This is a genomic window from Pseudomonas sp. SCT, from assembly GCF_003864275.1.
Taxonomy (GTDB): Bacteria; Pseudomonadota; Gammaproteobacteria; order Pseudomonadales; family Pseudomonadaceae; genus Stutzerimonas; species Stutzerimonas stutzeri_AE.
The window spans coordinates 333,756-348,938 of the sequence record NZ_BDJA01000006.1 but is presented as its reverse complement, the minus strand read 5'-3'; the positions used below and the strand labels follow the sequence as shown (position 1 = coordinate 348,938).

The 15,183-nt window shown below is 60.8% G+C and carries 19 protein-coding genes; 14 read left to right on the top strand and 5 right to left on the bottom strand.

All coding sequences use genetic code 11. From position 1 onward, the window contains the following. Positions 1-34: 34 nt before the first annotated feature. The gene (locus BHD08_RS17090; protein WP_125023707.1) at positions 35-469 is read left to right on the top strand and encodes a CopD family protein; all 435 of its coding nucleotides are present in this window, start codon (positions 35-37) and stop codon (positions 467-469) included. Positions 470-527: 58 nt separating this feature from the next. Here the strand turns inward: BHD08_RS17090 and BHD08_RS17085 are convergent, their stop codons facing one another. Beyond that, positions 528-797, bottom strand: coding sequence for a YdcH family protein (locus BHD08_RS17085; protein WP_015278115.1), 270 nt, complete (start codon positions 795-797; stop codon positions 528-530). Between the two features lie 223 nt (positions 798-1,020). Here BHD08_RS17085 and mscL point away from each other — a divergent pair, with 223 nt between their 5' ends. After that, complete coding sequence (mscL, locus tag BHD08_RS17080; RefSeq protein ID WP_015278114.1) at positions 1,021-1,431, top strand: large-conductance mechanosensitive channel protein MscL; 411 nt, start codon at positions 1,021-1,023, stop codon at positions 1,429-1,431. Between the two features lie 63 nt (positions 1,432-1,494). On the opposite strand, the gene BHD08_RS17075 is transcribed toward mscL, so the two are convergent. After that, positions 1,495-2,523 (bottom strand): cytochrome-c peroxidase, encoded by a 1,029-nt coding sequence (locus BHD08_RS17075; protein WP_125023705.1) that lies wholly within the window; start codon positions 2,521-2,523, stop codon positions 1,495-1,497. A gap of 279 nt (positions 2,524-2,802) precedes the next feature. Between BHD08_RS17075 and BHD08_RS17070 the strand changes: the two genes are divergently transcribed. The 7 genes from BHD08_RS17070 (at position 2,803) to BHD08_RS17040 (ending at position 9,267) form a co-directional block, all read left to right on the top strand. Further along, complete coding sequence (locus BHD08_RS17070; protein ID WP_125023703.1) at positions 2,803-5,244, top strand: Lon protease family protein; 2,442 nt, start codon at positions 2,803-2,805, stop codon at positions 5,242-5,244. A 172-nt stretch (positions 5,245-5,416) separates the two neighbouring features. Then, positions 5,417-5,752: a hypothetical protein gene (locus BHD08_RS17065; RefSeq protein ID WP_015278111.1), complete on the top strand. Its 336-nt coding sequence runs from the start codon at positions 5,417-5,419 to the stop codon at positions 5,750-5,752. Positions 5,753-5,909: 157 nt separating this feature from the next. Further along, positions 5,910-6,398 carry a TIGR00645 family protein gene (locus BHD08_RS17060; protein ID WP_015278110.1) on the top strand — a complete coding sequence of 163 codons (489 nt, stop codon included), beginning with the start codon at positions 5,910-5,912 and terminating at the stop codon, positions 6,396-6,398. 119 nt (positions 6,399-6,517) lie between these two features. Beyond that, on the top strand, positions 6,518-6,823 hold the full coding sequence (locus BHD08_RS17055) for a DUF6482 family protein (RefSeq protein WP_015278109.1): 306 nt from the start codon (positions 6,518-6,520) through the stop codon (positions 6,821-6,823). A 49-nt stretch (positions 6,824-6,872) separates the two neighbouring features. After that, positions 6,873-8,408: a cryptochrome/photolyase family protein gene (locus tag BHD08_RS17050; protein ID WP_125023700.1), complete on the top strand. Its 1,536-nt coding sequence runs from the start codon at positions 6,873-6,875 to the stop codon at positions 8,406-8,408. Further along, the gene (locus BHD08_RS17045; RefSeq protein WP_125023698.1) at positions 8,405-8,542 is read left to right on the top strand and encodes a DUF2256 domain-containing protein; all 138 of its coding nucleotides are present in this window, start codon (positions 8,405-8,407) and stop codon (positions 8,540-8,542) included. The genes BHD08_RS17050 and BHD08_RS17045 overlap by 4 nt, the downstream gene beginning before the upstream one ends. A 107-nt stretch (positions 8,543-8,649) precedes the next feature. Further along, positions 8,650-9,267 (top strand): FKBP-type peptidyl-prolyl cis-trans isomerase, encoded by a 618-nt coding sequence (locus tag BHD08_RS17040; protein ID WP_015278106.1) that lies wholly within the window; start codon positions 8,650-8,652, stop codon positions 9,265-9,267. Positions 9,268-9,362: 95 nt separating this feature from the next. On the opposite strand, the gene BHD08_RS17035 is transcribed toward BHD08_RS17040, so the two are convergent. Together BHD08_RS17035 and BHD08_RS17030 are read right to left on the bottom strand one after the other, a co-directional pair. Continuing rightward, positions 9,363-9,590: a hypothetical protein gene (locus tag BHD08_RS17035; RefSeq protein WP_125023696.1), complete on the bottom strand. Its 228-nt coding sequence runs from the start codon at positions 9,588-9,590 to the stop codon at positions 9,363-9,365. Between the two features lie 152 nt (positions 9,591-9,742). Further along, positions 9,743-10,711 carry a polyprenyl synthetase family protein gene (locus BHD08_RS17030; protein WP_015278104.1) on the bottom strand — a complete coding sequence of 323 codons (969 nt, stop codon included), beginning with the start codon at positions 10,709-10,711 and terminating at the stop codon, positions 9,743-9,745. Between the two features lie 242 nt (positions 10,712-10,953). On the opposite strand from BHD08_RS17030, the gene rplU reads away from it, so the two are divergent. The 5 genes from rplU (at position 10,954) to BHD08_RS17005 (ending at position 14,639) form a co-directional block, all read left to right on the top strand. After that, complete coding sequence (gene rplU, locus BHD08_RS17025; RefSeq protein WP_003302133.1) at positions 10,954-11,265, top strand: 50S ribosomal protein L21; 312 nt, start codon at positions 10,954-10,956, stop codon at positions 11,263-11,265. A 35-nt stretch (positions 11,266-11,300) separates the two neighbouring features. After that, positions 11,301-11,558, top strand: a complete 258-nt coding sequence (gene rpmA, locus BHD08_RS17020; RefSeq protein WP_015278103.1) for a 50S ribosomal protein L27 — start codon at positions 11,301-11,303, stop codon at positions 11,556-11,558. Between the two features lie 169 nt (positions 11,559-11,727). Continuing rightward, positions 11,728-12,945 (top strand): Obg family GTPase CgtA, encoded by a 1,218-nt coding sequence (gene cgtA / locus BHD08_RS17015; protein ID WP_015278102.1) that lies wholly within the window; start codon positions 11,728-11,730, stop codon positions 12,943-12,945. Positions 12,946-13,048: 103 nt separating this feature from the next. After that, complete coding sequence (proB, locus tag BHD08_RS17010) at positions 13,049-14,167, top strand: glutamate 5-kinase (RefSeq protein WP_015278101.1); 1,119 nt, start codon at positions 13,049-13,051, stop codon at positions 14,165-14,167. Positions 14,168-14,174: 7 nt separating this feature from the next. Continuing rightward, positions 14,175-14,639: a CreA family protein gene (locus BHD08_RS17005; protein WP_125023694.1), complete on the top strand. Its 465-nt coding sequence runs from the start codon at positions 14,175-14,177 to the stop codon at positions 14,637-14,639. Between the two features lie 81 nt (positions 14,640-14,720). Here BHD08_RS17005 and rpsT read toward each other — a convergent pair whose 3' ends face one another. Continuing rightward, positions 14,721-14,999, bottom strand: coding sequence for a 30S ribosomal protein S20 (rpsT, locus tag BHD08_RS17000; RefSeq protein ID WP_003281567.1), 279 nt, complete (start codon positions 14,997-14,999; stop codon positions 14,721-14,723). Between the last annotated feature and the right edge of the window lie 184 nt (positions 15,000-15,183).

Genomic DNA, 15,183 nt, shown 5'->3' with positions numbered 1-15,183 from the left:
CAGACTGTAAACAAATCGAACAGGAGTGAGCGCCATGCGACATCTGTTGTTTCTGCATCTGCTGGGCGCCAGTGTCTGGGTAGGCGGGCACCTTGTCCTGCTGTTCAGTGTGCTGCCGGGTGCCCTGCGCCGCCGCGATGTGCAGCCGGTACGCCAGTTCGAACAACTCTACGAGCGCGTCGGGATTCCTGCGCTGCTGGTGCAGATCGTCAGTGGGCTCTGGCTGGCCAGTCTCTGGCTGCCCCATGGGCAATGGTTCGACTCTTCGCCGATGGCGCACCTGGTGCAGGCCAAGCTGGTGCTGCTCGGATTCACCGCGCTGCTCGGTGCGCATGCGCGACTGGCATTGATTCCAAAGCTGGATGCGCAGCGGCTGCCGCAACTGGGACTGCATATCGTGCTGATCACCCTGACGGCGGTTGCCTTCGTCTGGGTCGGCTCGGGGTTCCGCTTCGGGGGCTTGTTCTAGCGGGCCAGACAGCAAGAAGCCCGCACATGGCGGGCTTCTTCTTCACTGGTCGGCGCCGTCAGCCGCAGCAACCGCCGCAGCAGCTGCCCGATGCCCGCTTGAGGTCGCGAGCGATGTCGTCCTTCATGGTCACGCGTTCCTGCTTGAGGGCATTGAGCGCAGCGTCATCGAGGGTTTCGACGCCGTCTTCGACGCGGCAGATGCGCTTGTCGAGCGCTTCGTATTCTTCAGCCTTGCGGGCAAAGACCGGATCTTCCTGACGCAGCTTTTGCAATTGCTCGCGTTTCTCAGGGAAGTCCTTGATCAGGGGGTGATGTTCGACGTGCATGGAAACCGCTCCGGTTTGTCAGGAAGGCCTCTACCTTATTCGCCATCCCGGCAGAACCGGTTGACGGCGATCAAGCGAACCTCATTCGCAACAACCGGTCGATGAAAGGTGTTCTGCCATGGCCTGCGCCGGCAAGCCCGCCTATGCTCTATTACGGCGTTCAATGCCATGACCGCGGGGCCGTGGCACGCGGCCCCGTCATCCACTAAAGGAAAGTCTGCATATGAGTCTGATCAGCGAATTCAAGGCGTTTGCCGTCCGCGGTAACGTGGTCGACATGGCCGTGGGGATCGTCATCGGTGCCGCGTTTGGCAAGATCGTCTCATCGTTCGTCGACGGTGTGATCATGCCGCCGCTGGGGCTGCTTATCGGGGGTGTGGATTTCTCCGACCTGGCGATCGTGCTCAAGGAGGCCGCAGGGGATGCGCCAGCCGTGCTGCTGCGCTACGGCTCGTTCATACAGACGGTGGTGGACTTCCTGATCATCGCCTTTGCCATCTTTATGGCGATCAAGGCGATCAATCACCTCAAACGCAAGGAGGCTGAAGCGCCATCCGCGCCACCTGCGCCGTCCAAGGAAGAACTGTTGCTGACCGAGATTCGGGACTTGCTGAGGGAGCAGAAGAGTAACTGAGCAGGCGTCTACTGAGCGCTTTGGGGAAGTTACCCGGCGGCTGACGCCGGGTAACAGGAACGATCACTCAGGCTTCGGAGTGGTCGCTGTGCTGGCAGGGAGGATCGGGTAGGCCACTTGCGGCTGTTCGCCGGTCACGCTGTGCAGGAAGGCGGTGATGGCGCTGACTTCATCCTTGTTGAGCTGACGGCCCAGCTGGCTGTCGCCCATGATCGCGACCGCCTGTTCGAGCTCCCAGACCTCACCGCTGTGGAAATAGGGCGGCGTTAGCGCGACGTTACGCAACGGCGCGGCGCGGAAGACATACTCGTCGCTCGCCGTGTTGGTCACCGTGAAACGCCCCTTGTCACCTGTTGGCAACACTTCAGCACCCGGCTTCTTGACCACGCCGAAGGGGAAGTAGCCCTGACCACCGAGGTTTACACCGTTGTGGCAGGAAGAGCAGCCGGCATCCATGAACAGGGCCAGCCCCTGTTTCTGCTTGTCGTCGAGCGCCTTGTCCTCGCCCTTGAGGAAGCGATCGAACGGTGAGTTAGGTGTCGTCAGGCTGACTTCGAAGGCTTCCAGTGCATAAGCCATGTTGTCGAAACTGACCGGCTCCTTGTCCTTGGGGAACGCTTTCTTGAACTCGGCGGCGTACTCCGGAATGCTCTTGAGCGTGGCGACGACGCGCTCGGGCGTGCTGTTCATTTCAACGCTGGCCTGCACCGGGCCTTTGGCCTGTTCCTGCAGATCCTTGGCGCGGCCGTCCCAGAACTGTGCGGCGTTGAATACCGCGTTCAGCACGGTGGGCGAGTTGCGCGGACCCTTCTGCCAACCATGCCCGATCGAGGTTGGCACATTGTCGCTGCCGCCGATGCTCAGGTTATGGCAGGTGTTGCAGCTGATCACATGGCTGCTGGACAGGCGCGGGTCGAACCAGAGCTTGTGGCCGAGCATTGCCTGATCTTCGCTGACGGCATGGTCGCGGACTTCGGTGACCTTGTCCGGAATCGGCTTGAAAATGGCGTTGGCGCGCTCACGCAGCTCGTCGGCGCTTGCTGTGCCAGTAAATAGTAGGCTGCTAAGCAATAGGGGAAGAGACGGGCGCATCTGTGTAGCTCCTTTTGGTGTTGACTGGCTCTAGGAGGCGCTTTTACGTCAAGCGACCGTTTGATCCACATCAAGAAGCCCCGGCAGCCAAGGTGCGGTCAAATGTATCCACTTGTGTCCCGGGCCTGAGTCGAGTGCCGATGCCGGAACATGCGGCGGTAGGCATTCTCCTGCGCAAGCCGGGCAGCGGCGCGGCGTCAGCCTTGCGATGCAACCGAGGCAACGCCAGAATGGCGGCATCAATCGTGGCCGCGCGTGCCACTCCAGCAAGGATTCCCGATGCCTCAAACTGTCGCTGCCGGCTTGCGCCTGGCACCCGATGCGCTGACCCGTCCCTTCGAGCCCAGCCAATTCAATTTCAATACCACTGCCGAGCTCGAGCCGTTTCTCGGTGTGCTCGGTCAGGAACGTGCAGTTGAGGCGTTGCAGTTCGGCGTCGCCATGCCGCGTCCGGGTTACAACGTGTATGTCATGGGCGAGCCGGGCACCGGTCGGTTTTCCTTCGTACGGCGTTATCTGAAGGCCGAGGGCAAGCGACTGGATACGCCTTCCGACTGGGTTTACGTGAACAACTTCGACGAGCCCCGCGAGCCGCGCGTACTCGAGTTGCCCAACGGCGGAGCGGTTGCGTTCATTGCCGACATCAATCAGCTGATCGACAACCTGCTGGCGACCTTTCCGGCGGTGTTCGAGCATCCGAGTTTCCAGCAGAAGAAGAGCGCCATCGACCGCGGCTTCAACCAGCGCTACGACAAGGCGCTGGATGTGATCGAAAAGCTCGCGCTGGAAAAGGAAATCGCGCTCTATCGCGACAGCACCAACATCGCGTTCACCCCCATGAAGGAAGGCAAGGCGCTGGACGAAACCGAGTTCGCCCAATTGCCCGAAGCCGAACGCGAGCGTTATCACGAGGATATTTCCGCGCTGGAAGTGCGCCTGAACGAAGAGCTGGCCAGCCTGCCGCAATGGAAGCGCGAGTCGACCAACCAGCTGCGCCAGCTGAACGACGAGACCATCAGTCAGGCATTGCAGCCGCTGCTGGCACCGCTGTCGGAAAAATATGCCGAGAACGCTGGTATCGAGGCCTATCTGCAGGCGGTGCAGGTCAATCTGCTGAAGACCGTGGTCGAGCAGCTGGTGGACGAGAACCGCCCGGAAGCGCAGAACCGCGTATTGCTGGAAGAGCAGTACAGCCCGAGCCTGGTGGTCGGCCATCCGGTGGATGGCGGCGCACCGGTGGTGTTCGAGCCGCACCCGACCTACGACAACCTGTTCGGCCGCATCGAGTACAACACCGATCAGGGCGCGCTCTATACCAGCTATCGGCAATTGCGCCCCGGTGCGTTGCATCGTGCCAATGGCGGCTTCCTGATGCTGGAAGCGGAAAAGCTGCTCAGCGAGCCCTTCGTCTGGGAAGCGCTCAAGCGCGCCCTGCAATCGCGCAAGCTGAAGATGGAGTCGCCGCTGGCCGAACTCGGCCGCCTGGCTACCGTGACGCTGACGCCGCAGGTCATTCCGCTGCACGTGAAGGTCATCATCATCGGCTCGCGCCAGCTCTATTACACGCTGCAGGACCTGGATCCGGACTTCCAGGAGATGTTCCGCGTGCTGGTCGATTTCGACGAGGACATCCCGCTGGCCGAGGATAGCCTCGAACAGTTCGCCCAACTGATGAAGACTCGCACTTCCGAAGAGGGCATGGCGCCGCTTACCGCCGCTGCCGTTGCGCGTCTGGCGACCTATAGCGCGCGCCTGGCTGAACACCAGGGGCGGCTGTCGGCACGCATCGGCGATCTGTTCCAGCTGGTCAGCGAGGCTGATTTCATTCGCCAGCTGGCCAAGGACGAGGTCACCGACGTCGGTCATATCGAGCGTGCACTGAAGGCCAAGGCCACGCGCACCGGTCGTGTCTCGGCACGGATTCTCGAGGACATCCTGGCCGGGGTGATCCTGATCGATAGCGAAGGCGCGGCGATCGGCAAGTGCAACGGGCTGACGGTGCTGGAAGTCGGTGACTCGGCATTCGGTATGCCGGCGCGAATTTCCGCGACTGTTTATCCCGGCGGTTCGGGGATCGTCGACATCGAACGTGAGGTCAACCTTGGCCAGCCGATCCACTCCAAGGGGGTGATGATTCTTACCGGCTACCTCGGCAGCCGCTACGCCCAGGAGTTTCCGCTGGAGATCTCGGCAAGCATCGCGCTGGAGCAGTCCTACGGCTATGTCGATGGCGACAGTGCCTCGCTCGGCGAATGCTGCGCGCTGATCTCGGCTCTGTCGCGCACGCCGCTCAAACAGTGCTTCGCCATCACCGGTTCGATCAACCAGTTCGGCGAAGTGCAGGCGGTCGGCGGGGTCAACGAGAAGATCGAAGGATTCTTCCGCCTCTGCGAGGCCCGCGGATTGACCGGCGAGCAAGGCGTCATCATCCCGTTCGCCAACGTCACCACGCTGATGCTCGACGAGCGCGTGCTCGAAGCGGTGCGCCAGCAGCGATTCCACGTCTATGCTGTAAAACAGGTGGACGAGGCGCTGTCACTGCTGGTGGGTGAAGATGTCGGCGCTGCCAACGACCAGGGGCATTTCCCCAAGGGCAGTGTCAACGCCCGGGTGGTCGAGCGGTTGCGCGACATCGCCGAAATCGAGCTGGAAGAAGAAGCGAAGAACGAGTCAGGAGCGTCATTGGAGCAAGCGCCGTCCGCCCCCGAAGGGGCTAGCTGAGCTCGCCATTGCACGGTTTTTGAACGGAACGATAGCGCGCGCGGCAGGTCTGCAGTGGAGGAGGGCATCCACCCTCCATCCACAGGATTATCCACAGCTTCAGGGGATAACTGGCTTGCGCGCTACATCCACGCAGGATGTCTCGCGTCAGCCCGACGCGAGGACTGCCGTCATGCCGCACAAGCTTTGTCTGAATCGCCAGTGCCTCGGCCTGGTTACCCGAATCGAATGCGTCATACGCCCGCTTGCCGGTGGTAATGGATTGTGGACGCTGCTCTGTGCAGCCGGTCTGGCGGATGGGCAACCCACCGCGATCAAGGTCCAGGGCCCATTCCACGGGCCTGCCATGGCTGAATCGGTGCTCGCCGCCATCGCGGACAACCTGATGGGGCAGGGTTACTGCGAGTCGGATGATCCATCCATCTGGCAGCTGCACATGCAGGCCGAGTTGCGCCGGGTGAATGCCAATCAGGCTCGCTTCCTGGCGGGGTGGGAATCGCGCCCCTGAGCATCGGGTTACACCGGCCGCCGCATGGGCTGGCGCGGTTTGCCGTTGCTGATGAAAGTCTTATCCACAAGCGGGTGGCGCGCCTTTGGCCTGCCTTGGTGCGCCCGGCTGGGCTGCGTATACTCGCGCCTTTGTCATTTTCCGCTGTGAGATCCTCATGGAGCGCATCCTCGAAAATGCCATGTACGCCGCTCGCTGGCTGCTGGCTCCCATCTACTTCGGTCTGGCATTCGCCCTGCTGGCACTTGCGATCAAGTTCTTCCAGGAAATCTTCCATATCCTGCCGATGATCCTGTCGATCAGCGAAGCGGATCTGGTGCTGACACTGCTGTCGTTGATCGACATGGCGCTGGTCGGCGGGCTGCTGGTGATGGTGATGATTTCCGGCTACGAGAATTTCGTTTCACAGCTGGATGTCGCCGAGGGCAAGGAAAAACTCGACTGGCTCGGCAAGATGGATTCCAGCTCACTGAAGCTGAAGGTCGCAGCCTCAATCGTGGCGATTTCCTCCATCCATCTGCTACGCATGTTCATGGACGTGCAGCAGATCGATAGCGACAAACTTATGTGGTACGTGATCATCCACCTGACATTCGTAGTTTCCGCGTTTGCCATGGGCTACATGGACAAGATCACCAAGCACTGATTGCAGCGCATTGCCCGCCGGCTCAGAAGCCGGCGATTATCTCGTGGCAGGGACAAAAATCCTGTACAGAATATTTTATTTGTTCAATATTCTGTAGCGGTTTTCACGGGAGCCTTGCCATGTATCTTCACGACCTTGCGACTCATGCCGCCGCTGGACGTATCGACGCCCTCGAGCTGATTTCGCTCGAAGGCGGCATCTATCTTCTCGACATTTACCTGCAGGGCCAGCGCCATAGCCTGATCGACGAGCGTGGCGCGGTCTGGCATCTGCGCTCGGTGGAGCATGCCCGCGACCTGCTGCGGGAGTTGCCTGAGCTGCCTTTCCATCTGGTGCAGCAATCGCCCTACGATGAAATGTGCGGTCTGGCCGAGGGCGCTCGCGAGCCGCTGCGTGTGCCGATTGGCATGCGCTCGCACTGGTGACGCCGCTTCGCTGCTGCGTTCCGTTCGGCTGGCGTGAAGAGGGCGACCGATGAGCATCGCTGCCCTGCGGTTGGTGCTTGGCGATCAGCTTAGCTTTGATCTGTCGGCCCTGGAGGGGTTGGATCTGGCTCGTGATCGGGTCCTGCTTGCCGAAGTGGCCGATGAGGTCAGCCATGTGCCGCACCATCCGCAGAAGATTGCTTTCATCTTCAGCGCGATGCGTCACTTCGCCGAGGCGCTGCGTCAGCGCGGGGTGTCGGTGGATTACGTGGCGCTTGATGATCCCGCCAATAGCGGTTCGCTGGCCGGTGAGCTGACCCGCTTCGCCAGGCTGCAGCGACCGCAATCGATTCATGTCACCGAGACCGGTGATTGGCGCGTCGAGCATGCGTTGAAAGGCTGCGGTCTGCCCATTACCTGGCACGAAGATCGACGCTTCATCTGTTCTCGCGGTGAGTTCGCACGCTGGGCGCATGGCAAGCCGCAGTTGCGCATGGAGTTCTTCTATCGCGAGATGCGTCGAAAGACCGGTCTGCTGCTGCAGCCGGATGGAACGCCTGAGGGTGGGGTGTGGAATCTCGATGCGGACAACCGCAAGCCGTTGCCACGCGGGTTGCATGGTCCGATCGTGCTGCGCTTTGCCGCTGACAGAATTACCCGTGATGTTCTGGCGTTGGTTCAGGCTCGCTTCGCGCATCATTACGGTCGCCTCGACGGCTTCGATTACCCGGTCACCCACGCGGAGGCGGAGCAACTCTGGTTGCATTTCCTCGATTTCGGCCTGGCGGCGTTCGGTGATTACCAGGACGCCATGGCCAGCGGCGAGCCGTTTTTGTTTCATGCGCGCATCGGTGCGGCGCTCAATGTTGGTCTGCTTGACCTGCGGCGGCTGTGCAATGACGTGGAAGCGGCCTACCGGCAGGGGCGCATCGCGCTGAACGCGGCTGAGGGCTTCATTCGTCAGCTGATCGGTTGGCGGGAGTATGTGCGCGGCATTTACTGGTTACAGATGCCTGATTACGCAAAGCGCAACGCTTTCGGGAATACCAGGCCGCTGCCCGAGTTCTACTGGAGCGGGCAAACGCGGATGAACTGCATGCGTCAGGTGATCGGGCAGACGCTGGATCATGCCTACGCGCACCATATCCAGCGGCTGATGGTGACCGGTAATTTCGCATTACTTGCAGGCATCGCACCGCCCGCGCTGTGCGACTGGTATCTGGCGGTGTACATGGACGCGTTCGACTGGGTGGAGCTGCCCAATGTGCTGGGCATGGTACTGCATGCTGATGGCGGCTATCTCGGTTCCAAGCCCTATTGTGCGAGCGGCCAGTACATCAAACGGATGTCCAACTACTGCTCGGATTGTTCATACAAGGTGAGTGAAAGTACCACCGATGACGCCTGTCCGTTCAATGCGTTGTACTGGCACTTTCTCATGCGCCACCGTGAGCTCCTGCGGGGCAATCCGCGGATGACAATGGTCTATCGCAACCTAGCGCGCATGGCAGAGAGCAAGCAGCGCGCGTTGTGGCAGCGCGGCGAGATCCTGCTGGCGCGACTGGATGCCGGTGATGCGCTGTGAAGAAGAAGGGTGAGCTGCCGCTCAAGTGCTGTGTTGTGTGCGGCTTGCCGTTTGCCTGGCGAAAGAAGTGGGCGCGCTGCTGGAATGAGGTGCGGTATTGCTCCGAGCGCTGTCGGCGTAGTCAGAAGGGATAGGCGCTCGAGTCGCCGTTGCTATCGGTTGTTTTCGATTTGCAGGCCGCTGCGTCCGCCCGGCTGAGCTGTGCTAGGCTGGCCGACCTTTTTTCATCTCGGAGCCCGGCATGACCGACCTCAACCTGTCCACTGACGAAACCCGCGTGAGCTATGGCATCGGCCGCCAGCTGGGCGACCAGCTGCGTGACAATCCCCCGCCGGGCGTCAGCCTCGATGCAGTCATCGCCGGCATCCGTGATGCCTTCGCCGGCATCGCCAGCCAGGTCAGCCCGGAAGCGTTGAATGCCAGCTTCGCGGTGATCCGCGAGCGCATGCAGGCCGAGGCGCAGCAGAAAGCCGAAGCGGCCGCAGCAGAAGGTCGTGCCTTCCTTGTCGAGAATGCCAAGCGTGAAGGTGTGGTCGTGCTGGAGTCCGGTCTGCAATACGAAGTGCTGACGACTGGAGAGGGCGCCAAACCGTCCCGCGAGGACAGCGTACGTACCCACTACCATGGCACGCTGATCGACGGCAGCGTCTTTGACAGTTCCTACCAGCGTGGCCAACCTGCCGAGTTCCCGGTTGGCGGTGTGATCGCCGGTTGGACCGAAGCGTTGCAGCTGATGAATGCCGGCAGCAAGTGGCGCCTGTACGTTCCTAGCGAGCTGGCCTATGGCGCTCAGGGCGTCGGCAGCATCCCGCCGCACAGCACGTTGGTGTTTGATGTCGAGCTGCTGGACGTTCTCTGACGGCGGCTGCTTCGACAGGCTGCGCAGCGCCCGATAAATAGCTGGCGCTTGGTTTTGCGCAGTAGCCGGTAGCTCGGCGCGCGCTGCAATCTGAGCTAAGGCCGCAGCGCGCGGGCATAGCTGAAAAGGAACAGGCTGCGTACCTGTTCCTTCAGCACGCCAGGCTCGTTCGTACTCAGCTCCTGAAGATCGAGATCGCCCTGTTCTCGTAATTCATCCAGCGCTTCCCCGTCGAGCGAGATGCATACCGCGCCGGTGTTACGGTCGAGTATGCGCAGATACGGTTGCGGGCGATCCAGCCAGGCATCTATCAGATAAATCATTCGGCACCTCCAATTTATTCTGTTAATGAGAATAATTGTTATTTGCTAATATGCAAGCGCAAATATTCCCGCCGCGCGGGCAGGAGCTGAGGCTTAGAACTGGGTTTGACTGCTGCGCTCTGGGCGCAGCGTCGGTACTGCCGGGTGGGTTGTCAGTGCGTGCGCGCCACGGCGAAGCGGCAAAGCTCGACCAGGGCATCGCGATACTGATTGGCTGGGATCACTTCGAGGCAGGCAATAGCGCGCTCGGCATAGTCGCGGGCAAGCTTGGCGGTGTAGTCCAGTGCGCCTGCCGCCTCGACAGCGGTCCGGATGCTTTCCAGGTCCTCGAGGCCACCTTTCTGAATGGCCTTGCGGACCAGAGCGGCCTGTTCTGTGGTGCCTTCGCGCATGGTGTAGATCAGCGGAAGGGTGGGTTTGCCTTCGGCCAGGTCATCGCCAACATTCTTGCCGAGGGTTTCAGCGTCGCCCTGGTAGTCGAGCAGGTCGTCAACCAGCTGGAACGCGATGCCGAGGTGATCACCGAAGGTGCGCAGCGCTTCACGCTGTTCCTCGCTGGCGCCGGCCAGGGTGGCGGCGCTGTGGGTCGAGGCTTCGAAGAGCATCGCGGTCTTGCCGCGGATGACCTCCATGTAGATTTCTTCGGTGGTGCTGGCGTCTCGGACCTTGGACAGCTGCAGTACTTCGCCTTCGGCAATGACGCGGGTTGCCTGGGAGATGATGCGCATCACCGGCATGGAATCCAGTTCCACCATCATTTCGAACGAACGTGCATATAGAAAGTCGCCAACCAGTACGCTTGGCGCATTGCCCCACAGGGCGTTGGCGGTGGAGCGGCCGCGGCGCATGCCGGACATGTCGACGACGTCGTCATGGAGCAGCGTGGAGGTATGCAGGAACTCGATGATGGCAGCCAGCAAGCGTAATTGATCGCCCTGATGCCCGAGTGCACTGCCGCTGAGCAGTACCAGCAGGGGGCGCAGGCGCTTGCCGCCGGCCGAGGTGATGTAGTCCCCGATCTTTTCCACCAGAGGAACGCGCGAAGTCAGTTGCTTGCGGATGATGCCGTCGACAGCGGCAAAATCGTCCGCCACAACTTGATAGAAAGGCTGGGGTTGCATCGGGGACTCCTCGCAGATTGCGCGGCATGCTAGGGGGCGGGTCTGGCACTGTCAAGGCAACGCCAGTTGGCTATTGCGCAGGGTGTAGCGCATGCGTACAATCGCGGACCCTGAACTTCCCCCTGGGCATTTCCCTGCCTTACGCAATTGCACGGGCGTCACCTTCCGGCCCCATGCAGCCATGCCAGCCACCAACCATTATTTCAAAGCGCTGGGTGAGCAGGATCAACGGAGATACACAGATGTACGCAGTTATCGTAACCGGCGGCAAGCAATACAAAGTTGCCGAAGGCGAATACCTCAAGATTGAAAAACTCGAAGTTGCTACTGGCGAAGCTGTCACTTTTGACCGCGTTCTGCTGATCGGCAACGGCGATGATGTAAAGATCGGCGCTCCGGTGGTCGATGGTGCCAAGGTTACCGCTGAAGTGATTGCCCAGGGCCGTCACGACAAGGTCACCATCATCAAGTTCCGCCGTCGTAAGCACCACATGAAGCGTCAGGGCCACCGTCAGTGGTTCACTGAGGTCAAAATCACCGGTATTCAGGGCTAATCGGGCCTGAATCCCCTTATAGGAGTATTGAACTCATGGCACACAAAAAAGCTGGCGGTTCTACCCGCAACGGTCGCGACTCAGAAGCCAAGCGCCTTGGCGTGAAGATGTACGGCGGCCAGGCCATCAAGGCCGGTAACATCATCGTGCGTCAGCGCGGCACCCAGTTCCACCCCGGCTACGGCGTTGGCATGGGCAAGGATCACACCCTGTTCGCTAAAGTCGAAGGCGTGATCAAGTTCGAAGTGAAGGGCGCTTTTGGCCGTCGCTACGTGAGCGTCGTCGCAGCCTAACTGCGGCGTTGCTGGAAAAGCCCTGTCATGCGACGGGGCTTTTTTGTTTCTGTATCCTGTGAGGCTCTTGCAAAGAACTGCTCGGTGCTCAATCAGTTTTCGCTGGGTTTTTTGCAAGACCCTTACGTTTCTTGTTTCTTAAGCCCGTCCTGTGACGGGAGGCGTTCTCATGAAATTCGTCGATGAAGTATCGATTTTTGTAAAGGCCGGCGACGGCGGCAACGGCATGATGAGCTTCCGCAGAGAGAAGTTCATCGAGAAAGGCGGTCCCAATGGCGGCGACGGCGGTGACGGCGGCTCGGTGTATCTGGAGGCTGACGAAAACCTCAATACCCTGGTCGACTACCGCTATACCCGCCGTTTCAATGCTCAGAACGGGCAGAAGGGTGGTAGCACCGATTGCACTGGGGCCAAGGGCGAGGATCTGATTCTTCCGGTCCCGGTCGGCACTACAGTGATCGATGCCGCTACCCAGGAAATCATGGGCGACCTCACCAGGGCCGGGCAGCGTTTGCTGGTGGCTCAGGGTGGTTGGCATGGATTGGGTAATACCCGCTTCAAATCCAGTACCAACCGTGCGCCGCGGCAGACCACGCCGGGCAAGCCGGGTGATGCTCGCGACCTCAAGCTCGAGTTGAAGGTGTTGGCGGATGTCGGGCTGCTGGGCTTGCCGAACGCCGGTAAGAGCACCTTCATTCGCTCGGTGTCGGCGGCCAAGCCTAAGGTCGCCGATTATCCGTTCACCACGCTGGTGCCGAATCTGGGTGTTGTCAGCGTCGGGCGCTACAAGAGCTTCGTGATTGCCGATATCCCTGGGCTCATTGAAGGCGCTGCCGAGGGTGCGGGGCTGGGGATTCGCTTCCTCAAGCACTTGGCGCGTACTCGCCTTTTGCTGCATCTGGTGGACATGGCGCCGCTGGACGGTAGCGATCCGGCCGATGCGGCGGAGGTTATCCTGCATGAGCTGGAGAAGTTCAGTCCGGCCCTGACCCAGCGTGATCGCTGGCTGGTGCTGAACAAGGCCGATCAGTTGCTGGAAGACGAGCGCGAGCAGCGGGTCCGGCAGGTGGTCGAGCGGTTGGATTGGAAGGGTCCCGTATTTGTCATCTCCGCGCTGGAGAGCGAGGGTACCGAAGCGCTGAGCCAGGCCATCATGCGTTATCTGGATGAGCGCACTGTGCGCATCGCCGAAGAGCCTGATTACGCTGAGGCCCTGGCCGAGCTCGATCGCCAGATCGAAGATGAAGCGCGCGCGCGGCTGCAGGAGCTGGATGATCAGCGCGCGTTGCGTCGCGCTGGTGTCAAGGCGGTTGACGAGGTCGAGGATGATGACTTCGACGACGATGATGATGACGAAGGCGGTGCCGAGATCATCTACGTGCGCTAAGTCGAACCCCGGGCCGCTGCGCGGCCTGGTAGGCGAGTGGTCGGAGGGCTGGCTCGTGCGCAGTCCGATCCGGAAGTGTTTTGGCCGTATAGAGGCGGGAACGATGCGGGACAAGGTGAGTGGTGCGCGGCGCTGGGTGGTCAAGATCGGCAGTGCGCTGCTGACCGCCGACGGTCGCGGGCTTGATCAGGCTGCAATGGCGGTCTGGGTCGATCAGATGGTGGCCTTGCGTGAGGCAGGGGTGGAGCTCGTGCTGGTGTCGTCGGGTGCGGTTGCGGCTGGCATGAGTCGTCTCGGCTGGAGTTCTCGGCCAAAAGCTGTGCATGAGCTGCAGGCGGCTGCCGCGGTCGGGCAGATGGGTTTGATTCGCGCCTGGGAATCCAGCTTTGCTCGCTGCGATCAGCAGACAGCGCAAATTCTCGTCACCCACGACGATCTCTCTGACCGCAAGCGCTACCTCAATGCGCGCAGTACGCTGCGTACGCTGATTGATCTCGGTGTGGTGCCGGTCATCAACGAGAACGACACTGTGGTTACCGACGAGATCCGCTTCGGTGACAACGACACCCTTGGCGCGCTGGTTGCCAATCTCGTCGAAGCTGATCTGCTGGTCATCCTGACCGACCGTGATGGCATGTTCGACGCCGACCCTCGTTTCAATCCTCAAGCCAATCTGATCAGCGAGGCGCGCGCTGACGACCCGGCGCTGGATGCGGTAGCTGGCGGTACGGGTGGTGCGCTGGGGCGCGGTGGTATGCAGACCAAGCTGCGCGCGGCGCGCCTTGCTGCGCGTTCCGGCGCACATACGGTGATTGTCGGTGGCCGCATTGAGCAGGTGCTGGCGCGTCTCAAGGCGGGCGAGCGCTTGGGTACGCTGCTGGCGCCGGAGTGCAGCCGCCATGCGGCCCGCAAGCAATGGCTGGCTGGGCATCTGCAAACGCGTGGCACGCTGACGCTGGATGACGGTGCCGTGCATGCCTTGCGTCAAGGCAATCGCAGTCTGCTGCCTGTCGGTGTGCGCGCTGTGCAGGGTGCATTCCGTCGTGGCGAGATGGTGGTCTGTGTCGGACCGCAGGGTGCGGAAGTAGCGCGCGGTCTGGTGAACTACAGTGCGGCCGAGGCGCAGCGCATTCTCGGGCGGCCATCAGATGAGATCGAAAAGCTGCTTGGATATGTTGATGAGCCGGAACTTATTCATCGCGACAACATGATTCTGGTCTGAGGTGAGCATGCGTCTAGCCACTATTGCGCTGGCTTTTGGGTTGGCTGTTCCTTCGTTGGCGTCGGCCGAGAAAATCGGTGAGGTGGATACGGTCTTCAAATGGCTCGGGCCGAATCACAAGATCGTCATCGAGGCGTTCGACGATCCCTTGGTCGATGGGGTGACCTGTTATCTGTCGCGCGCCAAGACAGGTGGTATCAAGGGTGGGCTGGGGCTTGCCGAGGATCGGGCGGAAGCCTCCATCGCCTGCCGCCAGGTCGGCCCGATTCGCTTCAATGGCAAGCTCAAGGATGGAGATGTGGTCTTCAAGGAGCGCACATCGCTGGTATTCAAGACCATGCAGGTGGTGCGCTTCTTCGATGAGTCGCGCAACACGCTGGTTTATCTGGTCTACAGCGATCGCATCATCGAGGGGAGTCCGCAGAACGCGGTGACGGCTATTCCGATTCTGCCTTGGCCGGTCGCGCCATAATCTGCACCTGTCCCGTCCGTTGGGGTAAAAAAAGGGCATAAAAAAACCGGCGCTAGGCCGGTTTTTTTCAAGAACCTGCAGTTAGGCTGCAGCAGCTTCGCCGAGGGCCTTGATGTGACCGTTCAGGCGGCTCTTGTGACGAGCAGCTTTGTTCTTGTGGATGATGCCTTTGTCGGCCATGCGGTCAATGACCGGCACAGCAGCGGTGTAGGCTGTGCGAGCCTTGTCCAGGTCTTTGGCGTCGATGGCCTTGACCACATTCTTGATGTAGGTACGAACCATGGAGCGCAAGCTGGCATTGTGGCTGCGACGCTTCTCAGCCTGAATTGCGCGTTTTTTGGCGGAAGGGCTGTTGGCCACCGTCGAACTCCTCGAAAACTGGGGGGATTGCAAGCAAATAAGGCCGCGAATCATGCCGACGCGAAGGGCGCTTGTCAAGCCCGGTCGAATGGCTTGAGAAGCTGGTCGGACAGAAGGGCTGCGGCTAAACTCGCCGCCTCTTTTCATGTCGTAACTGGCCATCGATCCGGCCGGCGCTGAGCGC

Excerpts from the sequence above, each read along its gene's own strand:
- BHD08_RS17070 (WP_125023703.1), top strand. The coding sequence starts at position 2,803 with ATGCCTCAAACTGTCGCTGCCGGCTTGCGCCTGGCACCCGATGCGCTG.
- BHD08_RS17060 (WP_015278110.1), top strand. The coding sequence starts at position 5,910 with ATGGAGCGCATCCTCGAAAATGCCATGTACGCCGCTCGCTGGCTGCTG.
- BHD08_RS17085 (WP_015278115.1), bottom strand. The coding sequence starts at position 797 with ATGCACGTCGAACATCACCCCCTGATCAAGGACTTCCCTGAGAAACGC.
- BHD08_RS17050 (WP_125023700.1), top strand. The coding sequence starts at position 6,873 with ATGAGCATCGCTGCCCTGCGGTTGGTGCTTGGCGATCAGCTTAGCTTT.
- BHD08_RS17090 (WP_125023707.1), top strand. The coding sequence starts at position 35 with ATGCGACATCTGTTGTTTCTGCATCTGCTGGGCGCCAGTGTCTGGGTA.
- mscL (WP_015278114.1), top strand. The coding sequence starts at position 1,021 with ATGAGTCTGATCAGCGAATTCAAGGCGTTTGCCGTCCGCGGTAACGTG.
- rpmA (WP_015278103.1), top strand. The coding sequence starts at position 11,301 with ATGGCACACAAAAAAGCTGGCGGTTCTACCCGCAACGGTCGCGACTCA.
- BHD08_RS17065 (WP_015278111.1), top strand. The coding sequence starts at position 5,417 with ATGCCGCACAAGCTTTGTCTGAATCGCCAGTGCCTCGGCCTGGTTACC.
- BHD08_RS17005 (WP_125023694.1), top strand. The coding sequence starts at position 14,175 with ATGCGTCTAGCCACTATTGCGCTGGCTTTTGGGTTGGCTGTTCCTTCG.
- BHD08_RS17055 (WP_015278109.1), top strand. The coding sequence starts at position 6,518 with ATGTATCTTCACGACCTTGCGACTCATGCCGCCGCTGGACGTATCGAC.
- BHD08_RS17030 (WP_015278104.1), bottom strand. The coding sequence starts at position 10,711 with ATGCAACCCCAGCCTTTCTATCAAGTTGTGGCGGACGATTTTGCCGCT.
- rplU (WP_003302133.1), top strand. The coding sequence starts at position 10,954 with ATGTACGCAGTTATCGTAACCGGCGGCAAGCAATACAAAGTTGCCGAA.
- proB (WP_015278101.1), top strand. The coding sequence starts at position 13,049 with ATGCGGGACAAGGTGAGTGGTGCGCGGCGCTGGGTGGTCAAGATCGGC.
- cgtA (WP_015278102.1), top strand. The coding sequence starts at position 11,728 with ATGAAATTCGTCGATGAAGTATCGATTTTTGTAAAGGCCGGCGACGGC.
- BHD08_RS17040 (WP_015278106.1), top strand. The coding sequence starts at position 8,650 with ATGACCGACCTCAACCTGTCCACTGACGAAACCCGCGTGAGCTATGGC.
- BHD08_RS17035 (WP_125023696.1), bottom strand. The coding sequence starts at position 9,590 with ATGATTTATCTGATAGATGCCTGGCTGGATCGCCCGCAACCGTATCTG.
- BHD08_RS17075 (WP_125023705.1), bottom strand. The coding sequence starts at position 2,523 with ATGCGCCCGTCTCTTCCCCTATTGCTTAGCAGCCTACTATTTACTGGC.